We start from the raw sequence: 15,937 nt of genomic DNA on the forward strand, positions 1-15,937 counted from the left end.
TTTCCGTTCCGGCCGGAACGGAATCCGCGACCGAATCCGCGACCGGATCCGCGTCCAAAACCGGTCGGCACCGGGGCACCGGCGCCGAAGGAGCCGTCACCGTGTGGCCCTTATCACCGCGAAGCCCGCTTGACAAACCGCTTCCCTCAGGGCTTTTCACGCCCCTATGCTGATGGTGCATCAGTTCCGTGGCAGCGAGAACCGTTCACACCTCGGGGGAGCAGCGTGAGCACAGCAGCCGTGCCGCAGCAACCGCAGCCGACGCCCCCGGACGTGCCCCCGCCCATGCCGCCGCACGCGAGCGAGGCCACCCGGCTGCTGTGCGCGGGGACCTATCTGGACCCCGCCTACCGGGACCGCGTCATCGAGGAGCTGTACCTCCACGAAGAGCGGATCGTGGCCCCCTCCCTCGGGTTCGACGCGGCGCGCGTCCTGGCCCACGCCCTGCGCGCCCGCCGTCTGGAGGTGGGCTGGGCCGCGCTGATCGTGGGGCTGTGGATCGTGGGATGGCCGCTGACCGGCGGGGCGATGACCGTCTACCTGCTGCCCGGCCTGCTGCTGGCGATGGGCGTGGCCGTCCGCGGCGACGACTCGCGGGCGCCGGCGGGGCGCAGGGCGATGGCGCTCGCCATGCGCTGGCTGGGCCGCCTGGTGTTCGCGGTCCTCCTGGCCGCCACAGTGGTCACCGCGTTCTCCAGCAGAGAGGACGCCGAGGCCGCCCGCTACGGTTACGTCGGCGGACTGAGAGGCTTCCTGCTGGGGCTGCTGCCCGGCCTGGCCGGCCTGGCCGGAGGCCGCGACACGGTCAGCGCCCTGCAGGCCTGGCTCGCGCTCGTCCTGTTCCTGGCCCTCGCCCTGTGCGCGGGTGTCCAGCGCAGCCTGTTCGCCCGTGCCCTGGGCGGCGAACTGGCGCCGAAGCGCTTCCCGGACGCCGCCTCGGACCCGGCGGAGCGGGCGGAGAGCCCGCGCTTCCAGCGGCTGAGGGAACGCATCTGGCTGGAACAGCGCTTCCCGCTGATCATGTACCGCGAGTCGCGTCCGTTCTGCGGCGCGGGCCAGGCCTACGACACCTGGGTGCTCGCCGTCGAGATGCGTCCCGCCGACGGGAAGGAGCCGCGCCCGCTGAGCAACCGCGCGGTCCTGGAAACCGTCCGCTCGCTCCTGAAGGGCCTGCGGCTGCCCCCTCAGTACGCGGGGCACGCGGTGCGCGACCGGCTGCGCTGGCTGGAGCTGGACGAGTGCGTGTTCCTGCCCGTCGAGGGCCTGACCCGCCGTGAGGACGCCCCCTACAGCCAGGAGGCCTTCGAAGGGCACCGGGACCGCGCCGTGGAGGAGGGCGCCGAGAAACGGCGGCACTTCCTGCGGGTGCGGGTGGGCGGCTGGGAGGAGGAGCTGGTCGTCACCGTCTACGTGCGCGTCCACACCCAGGGGCGCATGCTCATGCTGGAGATCGCCCCGCACGTGCTGATGCCGGTCCGCGAGGACTTCAAGGACGCCGACCGCATGGCCCACCAGTTCCGCAGCAACAGCGTGTTCGGCAGGGCGACCTGGGCCGCGGGACAGGTGCCCGCCTCGGCGGTCCGCTCCTTCCTCACCCTGTGCCAGGCCATCGGCCACGGCTGGCAGCTGCTCACCGGCGGCTACGGCAACGCCCTGCCCGACGGCCCGGCGCTGTCCGTACGGGAGCTGGGCGCGGCCCGCTCCCGCTCGCTGTTCCAGCAGATGGACGTCGACCGCTACCTGCGCAGCGTCCAGGACCGCATCGCGCACGGCGTCCGCACGGCCTTGAGTGAACACGGCTACCAGACGGGCGAGTTCGTGCAGAAAGTCGTCAACATCAGCAGTGGTGGTGTGCACATCGACTCCGTCGCGAGCAGCACGTTCGCGATCGGCACGCACGCCCGCGCGGCCTCCACGACGGCCGACGACGCGCACACCACCTTCCCGACCACCGGCGGTCCGGGACCGCAGAAGGGAGCCGGCAGCGATGACCACGGCGGATGAGCCGGGCGTCACCATGGGCGACGTCTCGCGCAGCACCTTTGCCATCGGCAGCCACGCGCGCGCGGAGAGCCACCACCACGAGGCCGGCCGTGACCCGGCCGCCGAGGAACTGCTGGCGGCGGTGCGCGAACTGCGCGCCGACCTCGCCCGCGTCCGCGCCGACGGGCGGACCCGGGCGCTGGACGAGGAACTGGCCGGCGCAGAGGACGAGATCAACCGGACCGGGACCACCGGCGAGGGCAGACGGCAGCGGCTGCGGGAACTGCTCGCCGACGCGCAGGCCGTGCTGTCCCTGTTCACGTCGGCCGGAACCGTGGCCGGACTGCTGGGGATGTGAGAGGGGGGAGCGCCGTGGGCGACGGGGGCGGAGGGTTCTGGAACGAGGAGACCCAGCGCTGGGAGGACGGTACGGCGAGCAGGGCACCCGTGACCCCGCCCCCGCCGCCCCGGCCGGGCCAGGCACCGGCGCCACCCGGCGGCGTCCACGACCCGGACCCGCCGGCCGGCCCGGCCGTACCGCGGCCGCCGTCCGGCGACGGCGCCTGGTCACCCACGGTCCGGGTCCCGGCCCCGTACGGCGTCCGTCCCCCCACGGCCCCGCCGTCCCCGCCGTCCGCGCCGTCCGCGCCCTCCGCCCCCACCGGGCACAGCCGCCGTACCCTGTGGACGGTGCTGGCCGCGTCCGCCGCGGCCGGCGTCGCCGTGGCCCTGGTGATGACCCTCGGCCCCGGCGGCACGGGGCGCGACGACCACCAGGACTCCGTCGCGGCGAGCGGTACGCCCCCGGCCGCGGCCGAGCCGTCCGCGACGACGTACACCTCGCAGGAGCCGGGCACCGGCACTCCGTCCCCGTCGGCCGCCGAGCCGCCGGCCGGCCACGCCGCGTACGACGACCCGCAGGGCTTCCGCATCGCCGTGCCCGACGGCTGGCAGTGGCAGCGGTCCGCCGTGCGCTCCCAGTACGGGATGGACATCGTCAACTACCGCGACCCCACCGGCCACCACCGGCTCCAGGTCTACGAGGTGCGGGAGGCGTCCCCGGACGAGTCGTTCGACGAGTATCTGTCCGATGCCGTTCCCAAACCGCCGGGCTTTCGGATGCTGTCCCGGACGAACCTGGACAGCGGCGACTTCACCGGCTCCCGGATCGAGTACCTCGCCGACTCCCTCAGGGGCGAACCGGACATCGGCACCTGGCACGTCGTGGACGAACGCTTCCGGGCCGCCGACGGCAAGCTGTACGCGATCGCCTCCTACGGCCCCGAATCCGACGGCCGCGACGACGAGCGCGAGGCCCTCACCACGGCGCTGGAGTGGTTCTGCCCGCCCTCCACCACCTGCCCGAGCTGATCCGACCGCCCCGGATCCCACTCCTTTTGTCCGGCGATGCCCCCAAGTTCCGTGACGCTGGACACTTTCGGCCGCGGTTCGGGCATGGGCGGCACGGAAGGGGGCAGGCGCCCAGCTTCCCCGGCGGGTCACACCCGTGTGACCCAGGGGCGTTGAGCGGGAACGGAAGGCAGCACCGATCATGGTGGACAGTACGGAACACGAAGCGCGCGGCACCATCCACGCGGGCGGGGAGTGGCGCGAGGCGGTCGGCGGTGCCACGCGCGAGATCCTCGACCCCGCGGACGCGACGCCGTTCGCCGTGGTCGCGGAGGGCGGCGAGAAGGACGCGGACCTGGCGGTGGAGTCCGCCCGACGCGCCTTCGACGGCGGGCAGGGCGCCTGGCCGCGCACACCGGTCGCGGAGCGCGCGGCCCTGCTGCGCCGGGTCGCCGGCCTCCTGGCGCGCGACCGGGAGGAACTCGGCCTGCTGGAGAGCCGGGACGCCGGGAAGACCCTGGAGGAGGGCCGCGTCGACATCGACTGCGTCGCCGACGCCTTCCGTTACTTCGCCGACCTGGTCGCCGCGGAGGCCCCCGGCCGGGTCGTGGACGCGGGCTCGCCCGACGTCCACAGCGTCGTCGTGCACGAGCCGGTCGGCGTCTGCGCGATGATCACCCCCTGGAACTATCCGCTGCTGCAGGCCAGTTGGAAGATCGCCCCGGCGCTCGCCGCGGGCAACACCTTCGTGATCAAGCCCAGCGAGATCACCCCGCTCACCACGGTCGCCCTGATCGGACTCCTCGTCGAGGCGGGCCTGCCCGCGGGCGTCGCCAACATCGTCACCGGCCCCGGCCACACGGTCGGCGCCCGGCTCGCCGAACACCCCGACGTCGACCTCGTCTCCTTCACCGGCGGCCTGGCCAGCGGCACGAAGGTGGCCCGGGCCGCCGCCGGCGGCGTCAAGAAGGTCGCCCTCGAACTCGGCGGCAAGAACCCCAACGTCGTCTTCGCCGACGCCTGCGCCACCGACGAGGGCTTCGACACCGCCGTCGACCAGGCCCTCAACGCGGCCTTCATCCACAGCGGCCAGGTCTGCTCCGCCGGCGCCCGGCTCATCGTCGAGGAGTCCGTCCGCGACCGCTTCGTCGCCGAACTCGCCCGCCGCGCCGAGCGCATCCGGCTGGGCCGCGGCACCGAGGCCGGCGTCGAGTGCGGCCCGCTCGTCTCCGAGCAGCAGCGCGCCAAGGTCGAGGCGTACGTCGCGTCCGCGCTCGCCGAGGGCGCGGTGCTGCGCTGCGGCGGCCGGCGCCCCGACCCGTCGCCGCAGCGGCCCGCCACCGGCTACTTCTACGAACCGACCGTCCTGGACCGCTGCCACCGGGAGATGAGGGTCGTCCGGGAGGAGGTCTTCGGACCCGTCCTCACCGTCGAGACCTTCCGCACCGAGGACGAGGCCGTCGCACTCGCCAACGACACCGAATACGGCCTCGCGGGCGCCGTGTGGACCGCCGACGCGGGCCGCGCCCGGCGCGTGGCCGGCCGGCTGCGCCACGGCACCGTGTGGATCAACGACTTCCACCCCTACCTGCCGCAGGCGGAGTGGGGCGGCTTCGGCAGGAGCGGCGTCGGCCGCGAACTCGGCCCCGCCGGGCTCGCCGAGTACCGCGAGACCAAGCACGTCTACCAGAACCTCGCCCCCGCCCCGGTGCGCTGGTTCGCGGGCTGAGCCGCACCCGCCGTTCCCGGCACCGGCCCTTCCCCCGCCTTCCCCCTGTCCTCTCCCAGAAGTTCTCCCGACCTCCTCGTCACCACAGGAGTACCTCCCCCATGCACGACAACACCCACGAGTTCGACTACGTCGTGATCGGCGGCGGCACGGCCGGCTCCGTGATCGCCTCCCGCCTCACCGAGAACCCGGACGTCACCGTCGCCGTGATCGAGGGCGGGCCCAGCGACGTCGGCCGCGAGGACGTGCTGACCCTGCGCCGCTGGATGGGCCTGCTCGGCGGCGAACTGGACTACGACTACCCGACCACCGAGCAGCCCCGCGGCAACTCCCACATCCGGCACAGCCGCGCCCGGGTGCTCGGCGGCTGCTCCTCCCACAACACGCTCATCGCCTTCAAGCCGCTGCCGTCCGACTGGGACGAGTGGGAGGCGGCCGGCGCCAGGGGCTGGGGCGCGATCGCGATGGAGGCGTACTTCGCCCGTCTGAAGAACAACATCGTCGCCGTCGACGAGAAGGACCGCAACGCCATCGCCCGCGACTTCGTCGACGCCGCCCAGGCGGCGCTCGGCGTGCCGCGCGTGGAGGGCTTCAACCAGAAGCCGTTCCACGAGGGCGTCGGCTTCTTCGACCTCGCCTACCACCCGGAGGACAACAAGCGCTCCAGCGCCTCCGTGGCGTACCTGCACCCGGTGATGGACGAGCGCGCCAACCTGACGCTCCTGCTGGAGACCTGGGCGTACAGGCTCGAGCTGGACGGCACCCGTGCCGAGGGCGTCCACGTACGCACCAAGGACGGCGAGGAGATCCTCGTCCGCGCCCGCCGCGAGGTCCTGCTGTGCGCGGGCGCCGTCGACTCGCCCCGCCTGCTGCTGCACTCCGGCATCGGCCCGCGGGCGGACCTGGAGAAGCTCGGCATACCCGTCGCGCACGACCTGCCGGGCGTCGGCGAGAACCTGCTCGACCACCCCGAGTCGGTGATCGTGTGGGAGACCGACGGCCCCATCCCGGACAACTCCGCGATGGACTCCGACGCCGGCCTGTTCGTGCGCCGCGACCCCGGACACGCGGGCCCGGACCTGATGTTCCACTTCTACCAGATCCCGTTCACGGACAACCCCGAGCGCCTGGGCTACGAACGGCCCCCGTACGGCGTGTCGATGACCCCGAACATCCCCAAGCCGAAGAGCAGGGGGCGGCTGTACCTCACCAGCGCCGACCCGTCGGTCAAGCCGGCCCTGGACTTCCGCTACTTCACCGACGAGGACGACTACGACGGCCGCACCCTCGTCGACGGCATCCGCATCGCCCGCGAGATCGCGAGGACCGAGCCGCTGGCCGGCTGGCTCAAGCGCGAGGTGTGCCCCGGCCCGGACGTCACCGGCGACGAGGAGCTGAGCGAGTACGCCCGCAAGGTCGCGCACACCGTCTACCACCCGGCGGGCACCTGCCGCATGGGCGCCGCCGACGACGAACTCGCCGTGGTCGACCACGAGTTGCGCATCCGGGGCCTGGAGGGCATCCGTATCGCGGACGCTTCCGTCTTCCCGACCATGACCGCCGTGAACCCGATGATCGGAGTGCTCATGGTCGGAGAGAAGGCCGCCGATCTGATCGGAGGTGAGAGCTGATGGCTCTCGCAGCCCCCACCCGCAAACCGCCCAACGACGACTCCACCGAGGCCCCCGTCTTCGCGGTGGACGGCCTGTGGAAGGTCTTCGGCCCCAAGGCCGCCCGCGTCCCCGAGGACCCGGAGCTCAGCGCCCTGAGCCCGGCCGAGCTGCGTGAGCGCGCCGGCTGCACGGCCGCCGTCCGCGACGTCTCCTTCGACGTGCGCAAGGGCGAGGTCTTCGTCGTCATGGGCCTGTCCGGCTCCGGCAAGTCCACGCTGGTGCGCTGCCTGACCCGGCTGATCGAGCCCACCGCGGGCACCATCGCCATCGACGGCGAGGACGTCCGCGCCATGGACAAGGCCCGGCTGCGCGAACTGCGCCGGCACCGCGCCGCGATGGTCTTCCAGCACTTCGGCCTGCTGCCGCACCGCACGGTCCTCGACAACGTCGCCTACGGCCTGCAGATCCAGGGCATCGGCAAGGCCGAACGCCGCGAGCGGGCCGCCGAGGTGGTCGCCAAGGTCGGCCTGGAGGGCATGGAGCAGCGCCGCCCCGGCCAGCTGTCCGGCGGCCAGCGCCAGCGCGTCGGCCTGGCCCGCGCGCTGGCCGTGGACCCCGAAGTCCTGCTGTTCGACGAGCCGTTCAGCGCGCTCGACCCCCTCATCCGGCGGGACATGCAGGAGGAGGTGATCCGCCTGCACGAGGAGGAGGGCCGCACGATGGTCTTCATCACCCACGATCTGCAGGAGGCCCTCCGGCTCGGCGACCGCATCGCCCTGATGCGCGACGGCCGCATCGTCCAGCTGGGCACCCCCGAGGAGATCGTGGGCTCCCCGGCCGACGACTACGTCCGCGACTTCGTCCGCGACGTCCCGCGCGAACAGGTCATGACGGTCCGCAGGGCCATGCGCCCCGCGTCGGCGGAGGACGCGGGCAACGGCCCGGCGGTCCCCCCGGAGGCCACGGTCGCCGAGGCCATCGAGGCAGTGGCCCGAGCCGGAGCCCCGGCCCGGGTGGTCGACGAGGGCCGCTGCGTGGGCGTGGTCGACTCGGACGCCCTGCTCGGCGTGGTGGCGGGCGTAGCGGCCCCGGGTGACGCCGACCCCGACGCGGGGGCCGTGTGATGGCGACGCTCACCGCACCCACCCCCCGCACCGCCCTCCCGGGCGTACTGAGACACCGTGCCACCCGCAAGCTCGTCACCCTCGCGGCCCTCGCCGCCGTCCTCGTCCCGCTGGCCCACACCCACTGGGCCGGCGGGACCTGGCCGCAGGCCCTGACCGTGGACCTGTCCGGACCCCTCGGCGGCGCCAGCGACTGGATCATCGACAACCGGGACAGCCACCCGCTGTTCCTCTACTTCTTCGGCCACGTCAGCAACGCGGTCGTCGTCTCCGTACGCGTCGTGTACCTGTTCCTCCTGGCCGCAGGCTGGGCAGGCGTCACGGCCCTCGGCGCGGCCGTCGCCTGGCGCGTGGCCGGCGCCCGCCTCGCCCTCGGCACCGCGGCGGCGCTCCTCGTCTGCGGCCTGCTCGGCATGTGGGTGCCGACCATGCAGACCCTCGCCCTGATGGTGGTCGCGGTCCTCGCCTCCGTCGCCGTGGGCGCGCTGCTCGGTCTCGCCGCCGGTCTGTCCGACCGCATGGACCGCGCCCTGCGCCCGGTCCTGGACACCATGCAGGTGCTGCCGGCGTTCGCGTACCTGCTCCCCGTCGTGCTGGTCTTCGGCATCGGCGTACCCGCCGCGGTCCTCGCCACGGTGATCTACGCCGCCCCGCCGATGGCCCGTCTGACCGCGCTCGGCCTGCGCGGCGCGGACAAGGAGGTGCTGGAGGCGGTCGACTCGCTCGGCGCCACCGCACGCCAGCGCCTGCTCACCGCCCGTGTCCCGCTGGCCCGCAAGGAGCTCCTCCTCGGCGTCAATCAGACGATCATGATGGCGCTGTCCATGGCGGTCATCGCCTCCGTGATCGGCGCCGGCGGCCTCGGCGACCGCGTCTACCAGGCGCTCGCCTCGGTCGACGTGGGCGCCGCGCTCGCGGCCGGCATCCCGATCGTGCTGCTGGCCGTCGTACTGGACCGCGTCACGGGCGCGGCCGGAGAGCGTTTGGGACAGGACCAGCACGGTCCCCGCCCTTGGCTCCACGCCGCCGCAGCCGCCGCGGCGACCGTGGTCGTGGCCCTGGCCGCCCGCCTCGCGGGCCGCCTGGACTGGCCCACGGGCTGGACCGTCGGCATCGCCGGGCCGGTCAACCGCGCCGTCGACTGGATGACCGCCCACCTGTACTCCGGCGTCCCGTACGTCGGCGGCACCGCCGACTGGGCGGGCCGCTTCACCACCTGGGTCCTCGACCCGGTCCGCTCCGGCCTGCAGTGGCTGCCCTGGTGGTCGGTCCTGCTGATCGTGGCCGCCCTGGCCTGGCTGATCGGCACCTGGCGCACCGCGCTGACCGCCGTACTGGCCATGGCCGCGATCGGTGTGCTCGGCGTGTGGAAGCCGTCCCTGGACACCCTGTCCCAGGTGCTGGCGGCCGTCGCCGTGACCCTCGTCCTCGGCTTCGCGATCGGCATCGCCGCCGCCCGCAGCGACCGCGTCGAGCGGCTGCTGCGCCCGGTGCTGGACGTGTTCCAGACGATGCCGCAGTTCGTGTACCTGATCCCGGTCGTCGCGCTGTTCGGCGTGGGCCGCGCCCCGGCCGTCGCCGCGGCCGTCGTCTACGCCCTCCCGGCGGTCGTACGGATCACCGCGCAGGGCCTGCGCCAGGTGGATCCGGCGGCCCTGGAGTCGGCCCGTTCGCTCGGCGCGACCAGCGGACAGCAACTGCGTCAGGTGCAGTTGCCGCTCGCCCGTCCGGCGCTGCTGCTCGCCGTCAACCAGGGCGTGGTGCTCGTCCTCGCCGTCGTCATCATCGGCGGTCTGGTCGGCGGTGGCGCACTCGGCTACGACGTCGTCTTCGGCCTGGCCCAGGGCGACCTGGCGACCGGCCTGGTCGCCGGCGCCGCGATCGTCTGCCTCGGCCTGATGCTCGACCGGGTGACGCAGCCGACCCGGCGGCGCGCGAAGAAGGGAGCGTGACACAGTGCGTCGTCGTACGACTCTGACGGCCGCCGTGGCCGTCCTGGCGCTGACCACCGGCTGCGGCGCCGCCGACATGACCAAGCAGGCCTCGCCGTTCGCCAACGCGCGGGGCGCCAGGACCGTGACTCTGTCCGTGCAGTCCTGGGTGGGCTCCCTGGCCAACGTGGCCGTCGCGCAGTACCTGCTGGAGCACGAACTCGGCTACCGCGTCGACCTCGTCCAGATCGACGAGGTGCCCGCCTGGGACGCGCTCAGCCAGGGCCGGGTCGACGCGATCCTGGAGGACTGGGGCCACCCCGAGCAGGAACAGCTGTACGTCGAGGACAAGAAGACGATCGCGCGCGGCGGCGGCCTCGGGGTCACCGGGCACATCGGCTGGTTCGTGCCGACGTACTTCGCCGAGCAGCACCCCGACATCAAGGACTGGAAGAACCTCAACAAGTACGCCGACCGGTTCCGCACCGCGGAGAGCGGCGGCAAGGGCCAGCTGATGGACGGCTCACCGGCCTACCTCACCCACGACAAGGCGCTGGTGAAGAACCTGAACCTGAACTACCAGGTCGTCTTCGCCGGTTCCGAGGCGGCGCAGATCACCCAGATCAAGCAGTTCGCCAAGGAGAAGAAGCCCTTCCTGACGTACTGGTACACACCGCAGTGGCTGTCCGCGAAGGTCCCCATGACGGAGGTGGAACTGCCGCCGTACAAGGAGGGCTGCGACGCGGACGCGGCCAAGGTCGCCTGCGCCTACCCGCACACGCCGCTGCAGAAGTACCTCAACGCGGACTTCGCCGAGTCCGGCGGCGAGGCGGCCGACTTCCTGAAGAAGTTCAGGTGGACGACCGAGGACCAGAACGAGGTCTCCCTGATGATCGCCGACCAGAAGCTCACCCCGGCCGAGGCGGCGAAGAAGTGGGTGGACGGCCACGAGTCCACGTGGAGGGCGTGGCTGTCCTGAACGTCCTCACGGCACAAGGGTGTCGGCGATCTCCCGCAGCGCCCGGGCGGCGCGCCGCTGGAGTCCCGGCCCGAACGTGACACGGGTGGCCCCGAGTTCGCCGAGCGCGGCGGGCGAGGGGCCCTCGCCGGCCGGCCCGGCCAGCATGTTGAGCGGGCCCTGGATCCCGGCCCGCAGCAGCGGCAGCACGTCCACCGGGGCGCGGATCGGATACACGCAGTCGGCGCCCGCCGCCACGTACGACGCGGCCCGCTCGACGGCCCGTTCCGGGTCGCCGTCCCCGTGCAGGAAGGTGTCGACGCGGGCGTTGACGAACAGCGCCCCGCCCGCCGCCGCGCGCACCTCGGCGAGGAACCCGGCGTGCTCGCGGGGGTCCTTGAGGACACCCCCGTCCGAGTCCTCGAGGTTGCAGCCCACGACGCCCGCCTGGAGCAGCCGTTCCACCAGCTCCCCGGGCGCCAGCCCGAAGCCGCCCTCGACATCCGCCGACACCGGTACGTCCACCGCCCGCACGATCCGCGCCACGGCCGCGAACATCTCCTCGGCCGGGGTCGCCCCGTCCTCGTACCCGAGGCAGGCGGCGACCCCCGCGCTGGGCGTGGCGAGCGCCGGGAACCCGGCCTCGGCGAACACCCGGGCACTGGCCGCGTCCCAGGGGCCGGGCAGGACGAGCGGATCGCCGGGGGCGCGCCCCAGGTGCAGCGCGCGGAACAGCTCGGCCTTGTTCACGGCTGGTGACCTCCCGGCGGGACCCGGCGGCCGGCCATCAGGCGGTCCAGCCGTTGAACAACTGGACGGGGTCCTCCGGCTCACCGCTCCTCCCGGTCCGGCAGCCGGGTACGGCTCACCTGTGCTGCCCCGGCCGGTAGTGGCCCGGCACCATCCGGGTGGTCACGCCGAACCGGTTCCACGCGTTGATCACGGTGATCGCGGCGATCAGCCGGGCCAGCTCGGCCTCGTCGAAGTGCTTGGCGGCCCGGTCGTACACCTCGTCCGGCACGAAGCCGTCCGTCAGGACCGTGATCGCCTCGGTCAGCTCGATCGCCGCCAGCTCTTTCCCGGTGTAGAAGTGCCGCGACTCCTCCCACGCGCTGAGCTGCACGATCCGCTCCACGCTCTCACCGGCCGCGAGCGCGTCCTTGGTGTGCATGTCAAGGCAGAAGGCGCAGCGGTTGATCTGCGAGGCGCGGATCTTCACCAGCTCGTACAGCTTGGGGTCCAGGCCCTGCCGGGCGGCGGCGTCCAGCCTGATCATCGCCTTGTAGACCTCGGGCGCGTGCTGGGCCCAGTGCAGCCGCGGAGAGTGCTCGGTGGCGTACTCGACTGTTTCCTCACTGCTCATGCCTTCGACCCTAGGGGCCGGGCAGCCCAGGGGTATGGTCCATTTCCATGGCGGAATCCTGGGCCACTTCGGGCGTCGACCTGCACCTGGAACCGGCCGGCTCCGGCGGGCTGCGGCGGGGCCTGACCGACGCGCTGCGGGACGCGGTCCGCACCGGCCGCCTGGCCCCCGGAACCCGGCTGCCCTCCTCCCGCTCCCTCGCCGCCGACCTGGGCATCGCCCGCAACACGGTCGCCGACGCCTACACCGACCTGGTCGCCGAGGGCTGGCTCACCGCCCGCCAGGGCTCGGGCACCCGGGTCGCGACCGGGGCGCCTCCCGCGCCGTTCGGCCCGGGGGAGAGGGCGGCGGCCCCACCGGCGGACCCGGCCCGCCCGCGCCGCGAACGCCCGCGCCCCGTCCACGACCTCGTCCCCGGCACCCCGGACCTCGCCTCCTTCCCCCGCGCCCCGTGGCTGAGGGCCGCCCGCCGCGCCCTGGCCACGGCCCCCCACCACGCCCTCGGCTACGGCGACCCGCGCGGCAACCCGGCCCTGCGCACCGCGCTGGCCGGCCACCTCGCCCGGGTCCGGGGCGTACGCACCGATCCGGACCACCTGCTGGTGTGCGCGGGCGTCTCGCACGGCCTGAGGATCCTCGGCACGGTGCTGCGGGCGCGCGGAGTGCGCACGGTCGCGGTGGACTCCTACGGCCTGGACGTCCACTGGAGACTGCTGGAACGGGCGGGCCTGCGCACCCGGCCGCTGCCGCTGGACCGACACGGCACGGTGACGGAGGAGTTGACGGACGAGGGGGCGGTACTGCTCACTCCCGCCCACCAGTTCCCCCTGGGCGTCCCCCTGCACCCCGACCGGCGGGCGGCCGTCGTGAACTGGGCCCGGCGCACCGGCGGCCTGGTCCTGGAGGACGACTACGACGGCGAGTTCCGCTACGACCGCCAGCCCGTCGGCGCGCTCCAGGGACTGGACCCCCACCACGTGGTCCACCTGGGCACCGCGAGCAAGTCCCTGGCCCCGGGACTGCGCCTGGCCTGGATGGCCCTGCCCCCGTCCCTCGTGGCGGAGGCCGCGTCCGCCAAGGGCGACGCCGACACCTGCGGGGTGCTGGACCAGCTGACGCTCGCGGAGTTCCTCACCTCCGGCGCCCACGACCGCCAGGTGCGCTCCGCCCGCCTGCGCTACCGCCGCCGCCGCGACACCCTGGTCGAGGCCCTCGCCGCCCGCGCCCCCGACGTCCGCCCCACCGGCATCGCGGCCGGCCTGCACGCCGTCCTGCGCCTGCCCCCGGGCACCGAACCCCCGGTGGTCCAGGCCGCCGCCTGGCAGGGCCTCGCCGTCCACGGCCTGTCCCGCTACCGCCACGAGGACGCCGTGGTGGAACCGCTGGACGCCCTGGTCGTCGGCTACGGCACCCCGCCGGACCACGCGTGGGCGGCGGCCCTGGACGCCCTGTGCCGGGTACTGCCGTGACGGCCGCCCGAGGTGAGCCGGCCGTCATCCCTCCTCCACCGCCGCCTCCCCGAACCGCGCCAGCGCCAGGGCCCCCGCCACCGCCACCGCGAAGCCCAGGGCCGCGAGCCAGGTCAGGCCGTCGCGGGTGCGGTCGCCCAGCCAGACCACACCGACGGCCGCGGGGCCGATCGTCTCGCCGACGACCATGCCGGCCGTGGCCGTGGTCACCGAACCGCGTCGGAGGGCCGAGGTCAGCAGCAGGAAGGCGGCACCGCCGCCCAGCAGGAGGGCGTACGCCGCCGGGTTGGTGAACAGTGCCGACGGGGTGAGCGAGTCGACCAGACGCACCGCCACCTCCACCACGCCGAAGCCGAAGCCCGCGCCCAGGCCGAGCAGCAGCGCCCGGCCGCGTTCGGGCAGGCGGCCGCCCACCGAGCCCAGCAGCAGCACGGCCAGTGCCGCCCCGAGCACCGCCCACCTCAGCGCCGTGGAGCCGTCCTCACCGCCCTCCGCGCCCGAGGCCAGGCCCAGCATGGCCAGGCCGGCGCAGACGACCCCCACCGCGGACCACTCCACCGCGCTCAGCCGCACCCGCAGCAGCCGGGACGCGGCCACCGCCGTCACCGCGAGGCTCGCGGCGAGGGCCGCGCCGACCACGTAGATCGGAAGCGAACGCAGGGCCGCGATCTGGAGCAGGAACCCGAGGCCGTCCAGCGCCAGCCCCGCCAGATACCGCCACTGCCGCACCGCCCGCAGCAGCAGCGCCGCCTCCCCGCCCCCGCCCGTCTCGGCCGCGGCGCGGGCGGCGATCGCCTGGAGCACCGTCGCCGTACCGAAACACACCGCCGCGCCCAGCGCGCACACCATGCCAAAGGCCACGAAGCGACTTTAGGGGAGCGGTGGATCGCAGGGCCGCCCGCACGCACGTTCTCACCGATCTCCAGGCCGGCGGCCGGAACGGCCGGCAGACGCGGGACACAAGGGACGCGGGCAGCACGGACGCCGGCACCGCAAAGGACGACGGGGAGAGACGGACATGGCGGACGCACGTCGGCGACTTCGCTCGGGCACGGTCGTACTCGGCGGCATGGGACCGCTCGCCGCCGCGCTCGCCGCCTGCTCCTCCGATCCGGACAAGCGCTGTGTCGACCGCGACAGCTACCGGGCGTTCGCGCCGGTGAGGCGAACCCGGCGGTTGTGACGCGGAGCGTCGCCGGATCGTTCCGGCGGAGCCGGATTCGACCGCGCACCCGGCTGGCCAAGAGCATCCACGACGCGGGCTGGTCCCAGTTCGTGACCATGCTCGCCTACAAGGCCGCCCGGTACGGGCGCACCCTCGTCAAGGTCGGACGGTTCGAGCCCACCAGCCAGGTGTGCTCCGCCTGCGGCCACCGCGACGGGCCCAAACCCCTGCAGGTGCGGGAATGGACCTGCACCGCCTGCGGCACCGTCCACGACCGGGACCACAACGCCGCCATCAACATCAGACAGGCCGCCGGACTGGCGGTGACAGCCTGTGGAGCGCAGGTAAGACCGGAACCCGTTCCGGCACAACGCGGTGAAGCAGGAAGCCACGGAATCCGCACCGGAACCCGCGCCGCGTAGCGGCACAGCACCGGAGTGGAAGGCCGAAATCCCCGGGCTCCGACCCGAGGAGCAAGTCAACAGGCCCTCGCCCCGCTCCCCGCCTTCGACGGCAACCACGTCGTCCTCGGCGCCTGGGTCGTCGGGGACGAGGCGACCGGCCTGGTCACGGACGGATACGCCCGCTTCCTGCCCCACGTGATCCTCTAGCGCTGCGACCGGACGCCGGCGCTCACCCGCCCAGCACCGCCCGCAGCTGGTCCAGCCCCCAGTCCAGGTCCTCCTCGCCGATCACCAGCGGCGGGGAGATCCGGATCGTCGAACCGTGGGTGTCCTTCACCAGGACACCCCGGTCCATCAGCCGCTCCGAGACCTCCCGGCCGGTCCCCAGCGCCGGGTCGACGTCCACCCCCGCCCACAGCCCCCGCCCGCGCACCGCCCGCACCCGGCCGCCCGCCCCGGCCAGCAGCCCCAGCTCGCGGTGCAGACGCTCGCCCAGCCGCGCGGCCCGCGCCTGGAACTCGCCCGTACGCAGCATCGCGATCACCTCCAGCGCCACCGCGCACGCCAGCGGATTCCCGCCGAACGTCGACCCGTGCTCGCCCGGCCGGAACACTCCGAGCACCTCCCGCGAGGACACCACCGCCGACACCGGCAGGATCCCGCCGCCCAGCGCCTTGCCCAGGACGTACACGTCGGGGACCACCCCCTCGTGCTCGCACGCGAAGGTACGGCCCGTCCGCCCCAGCCCCGACTGGACCTCGTCGGCGACGAACAGCACGTTCCGCTCCCGGGTCAGCTCCCGCACCGCCGGCAGATAACCGGCCGGCGGCACCAGCACCCCCGCCTCG

General features: G+C 73.8%; 14 protein-coding genes and 2 pseudogenes. 12 read left to right on the plus strand and 4 right to left on the minus strand.

Going from position 1 to position 15,937, the window contains the following annotated elements; genetic code table 11:
- Positions 1-225 precede the first annotated feature (225 nt).
- The 8 genes from RH94_RS22020 to RH94_RS22055 all read left to right on the plus strand — a co-directional run bounded on the left by RH94_RS22020 (position 226) and on the right by RH94_RS22055 (position 10,709).
- On the plus strand, positions 226-2,004 hold the full coding sequence (locus tag RH94_RS22020; protein WP_199881029.1) for a hypothetical protein: 1,779 nt from the start codon (positions 226-228) through the stop codon (positions 2,002-2,004).
- Positions 1,988-2,341, plus strand: coding sequence for a hypothetical protein (locus RH94_RS22025; protein WP_073949225.1), 354 nt, complete (start codon positions 1,988-1,990; stop codon positions 2,339-2,341). The genes RH94_RS22020 and RH94_RS22025 overlap by 17 nt, the downstream gene beginning before the upstream one ends.
- Before the next feature lie 14 nt (positions 2,342-2,355).
- Complete coding sequence (locus RH94_RS22030; protein ID WP_234425948.1) at positions 2,356-3,354, plus strand: hypothetical protein; 999 nt, start codon at positions 2,356-2,358, stop codon at positions 3,352-3,354.
- A gap of 181 nt (positions 3,355-3,535) precedes the next feature.
- The gene (locus RH94_RS22035) at positions 3,536-5,062 is read left to right on the plus strand and encodes an aldehyde dehydrogenase family protein (protein ID WP_073949226.1); all 1,527 of its coding nucleotides are present in this window, start codon (positions 3,536-3,538) and stop codon (positions 5,060-5,062) included.
- Positions 5,063-5,163: 101 nt separating this feature from the next.
- Positions 5,164-6,693, plus strand: coding sequence for a GMC family oxidoreductase (locus tag RH94_RS22040; RefSeq protein WP_073949227.1), 1,530 nt, complete (start codon positions 5,164-5,166; stop codon positions 6,691-6,693).
- Positions 6,693-7,799 carry a quaternary amine ABC transporter ATP-binding protein gene (locus RH94_RS22045; protein ID WP_073949228.1) on the plus strand — a complete coding sequence of 369 codons (1,107 nt, stop codon included), beginning with the start codon at positions 6,693-6,695 and terminating at the stop codon, positions 7,797-7,799. Before RH94_RS22040 ends, RH94_RS22045 begins: the two co-directional genes overlap by 1 nt.
- Positions 7,799-9,751, plus strand: coding sequence for an ABC transporter permease (locus RH94_RS22050; RefSeq protein ID WP_073949229.1), 1,953 nt, complete (start codon positions 7,799-7,801; stop codon positions 9,749-9,751). Before RH94_RS22045 ends, RH94_RS22050 begins: the two co-directional genes overlap by 1 nt.
- Before the next feature lie 76 nt (positions 9,752-9,827).
- Complete coding sequence (locus RH94_RS22055; protein WP_199881030.1) at positions 9,828-10,709, plus strand: ABC transporter substrate-binding protein; 882 nt, start codon at positions 9,828-9,830, stop codon at positions 10,707-10,709.
- Positions 10,710-10,715: 6 nt separating this feature from the next.
- Here the strand turns inward: RH94_RS22055 and RH94_RS22060 are convergent, their stop codons facing one another.
- Together RH94_RS22060 and RH94_RS22065 are read right to left on the minus strand one after the other, a co-directional pair.
- Positions 10,716-11,438: an isocitrate lyase/PEP mutase family protein gene (locus tag RH94_RS22060; protein WP_073949231.1), complete on the minus strand. Its 723-nt coding sequence runs from the start codon at positions 11,436-11,438 to the stop codon at positions 10,716-10,718.
- A 115-nt stretch (positions 11,439-11,553) separates the two neighbouring features.
- The gene (locus RH94_RS22065; RefSeq protein WP_073949232.1) at positions 11,554-12,051 is read right to left on the minus strand and encodes a carboxymuconolactone decarboxylase family protein; all 498 of its coding nucleotides are present in this window, start codon (positions 12,049-12,051) and stop codon (positions 11,554-11,556) included.
- A 47-nt stretch (positions 12,052-12,098) separates the two neighbouring features.
- Here RH94_RS22065 and pdxR point away from each other — a divergent pair, with 47 nt between their 5' ends.
- Positions 12,099-13,520, plus strand: coding sequence for a MocR-like pyridoxine biosynthesis transcription factor PdxR (gene pdxR, locus RH94_RS22070; RefSeq protein ID WP_073949233.1), 1,422 nt, complete (start codon positions 12,099-12,101; stop codon positions 13,518-13,520).
- Positions 13,521-13,544: 24 nt separating this feature from the next.
- Here the strand turns inward: pdxR and RH94_RS22075 are convergent, their stop codons facing one another.
- Complete coding sequence (locus RH94_RS22075) at positions 13,545-14,369, minus strand: DMT family transporter (protein ID WP_073949234.1); 825 nt, start codon at positions 14,367-14,369, stop codon at positions 13,545-13,547.
- A gap of 169 nt (positions 14,370-14,538) precedes the next feature.
- Between RH94_RS22075 and RH94_RS40835 the strand changes: the two genes are divergently transcribed.
- The 3 genes and pseudogenes from RH94_RS40835 to RH94_RS39830 form a co-directional block, all read left to right on the plus strand.
- Positions 14,539-14,703, plus strand: coding sequence for a hypothetical protein (locus RH94_RS40835; RefSeq protein ID WP_158073080.1), 165 nt, complete (start codon positions 14,539-14,541; stop codon positions 14,701-14,703).
- A gap of 44 nt (positions 14,704-14,747) precedes the next feature.
- Positions 14,748-15,107, plus strand: a pseudogene (locus RH94_RS22080) (RNA-guided endonuclease TnpB family protein); the annotation flags it as partial.
- A gap of 18 nt (positions 15,108-15,125) precedes the next feature.
- Positions 15,126-15,296, plus strand: a pseudogene (locus RH94_RS39830) (glutathionylspermidine synthase family protein); the annotation flags it as partial.
- A gap of 22 nt (positions 15,297-15,318) precedes the next feature.
- Here RH94_RS39830 and RH94_RS44200 read toward each other — a convergent pair.
- The coding region (locus RH94_RS44200) for an aspartate aminotransferase family protein (protein ID WP_234425949.1) at positions 15,319-15,937 on the minus strand (619 nt) is incomplete at its 5' end.

The organism is Streptomyces kebangsaanensis (assembly GCF_001906585.1).
GTDB classification, from domain to species: Bacteria; Actinomycetota; Actinomycetes; order Streptomycetales; family Streptomycetaceae; genus Streptomyces; species Streptomyces kebangsaanensis.

Coding starts and splice junctions, on each gene's coding strand:
- RH94_RS40835 (WP_158073080.1), top strand. CDS start 14,539: ATGGCGGACGCACGTCGGCGACTTCGCTCGGGCACGGTCGTACTCGGC.
- RH94_RS22065 (WP_073949232.1), bottom strand. CDS start 12,051: ATGAGCAGTGAGGAAACAGTCGAGTACGCCACCGAGCACTCTCCGCGG.
- RH94_RS22040 (WP_073949227.1), top strand. CDS start 5,164: ATGCACGACAACACCCACGAGTTCGACTACGTCGTGATCGGCGGCGGC.
- RH94_RS22075 (WP_073949234.1), bottom strand. CDS start 14,369: ATGGTGTGCGCGCTGGGCGCGGCGGTGTGTTTCGGTACGGCGACGGTG.
- pdxR (WP_073949233.1), top strand. CDS start 12,099: ATGGCGGAATCCTGGGCCACTTCGGGCGTCGACCTGCACCTGGAACCG.
- RH94_RS22025 (WP_073949225.1), top strand. CDS start 1,988: ATGACCACGGCGGATGAGCCGGGCGTCACCATGGGCGACGTCTCGCGC.
- RH94_RS22055 (WP_199881030.1), top strand. CDS start 9,828: ATGACCAAGCAGGCCTCGCCGTTCGCCAACGCGCGGGGCGCCAGGACC.
- RH94_RS22045 (WP_073949228.1), top strand. CDS start 6,693: ATGGCTCTCGCAGCCCCCACCCGCAAACCGCCCAACGACGACTCCACC.
- RH94_RS22050 (WP_073949229.1), top strand. CDS start 7,799: ATGGCGACGCTCACCGCACCCACCCCCCGCACCGCCCTCCCGGGCGTA.
- RH94_RS22035 (WP_073949226.1), top strand. CDS start 3,536: ATGGTGGACAGTACGGAACACGAAGCGCGCGGCACCATCCACGCGGGC.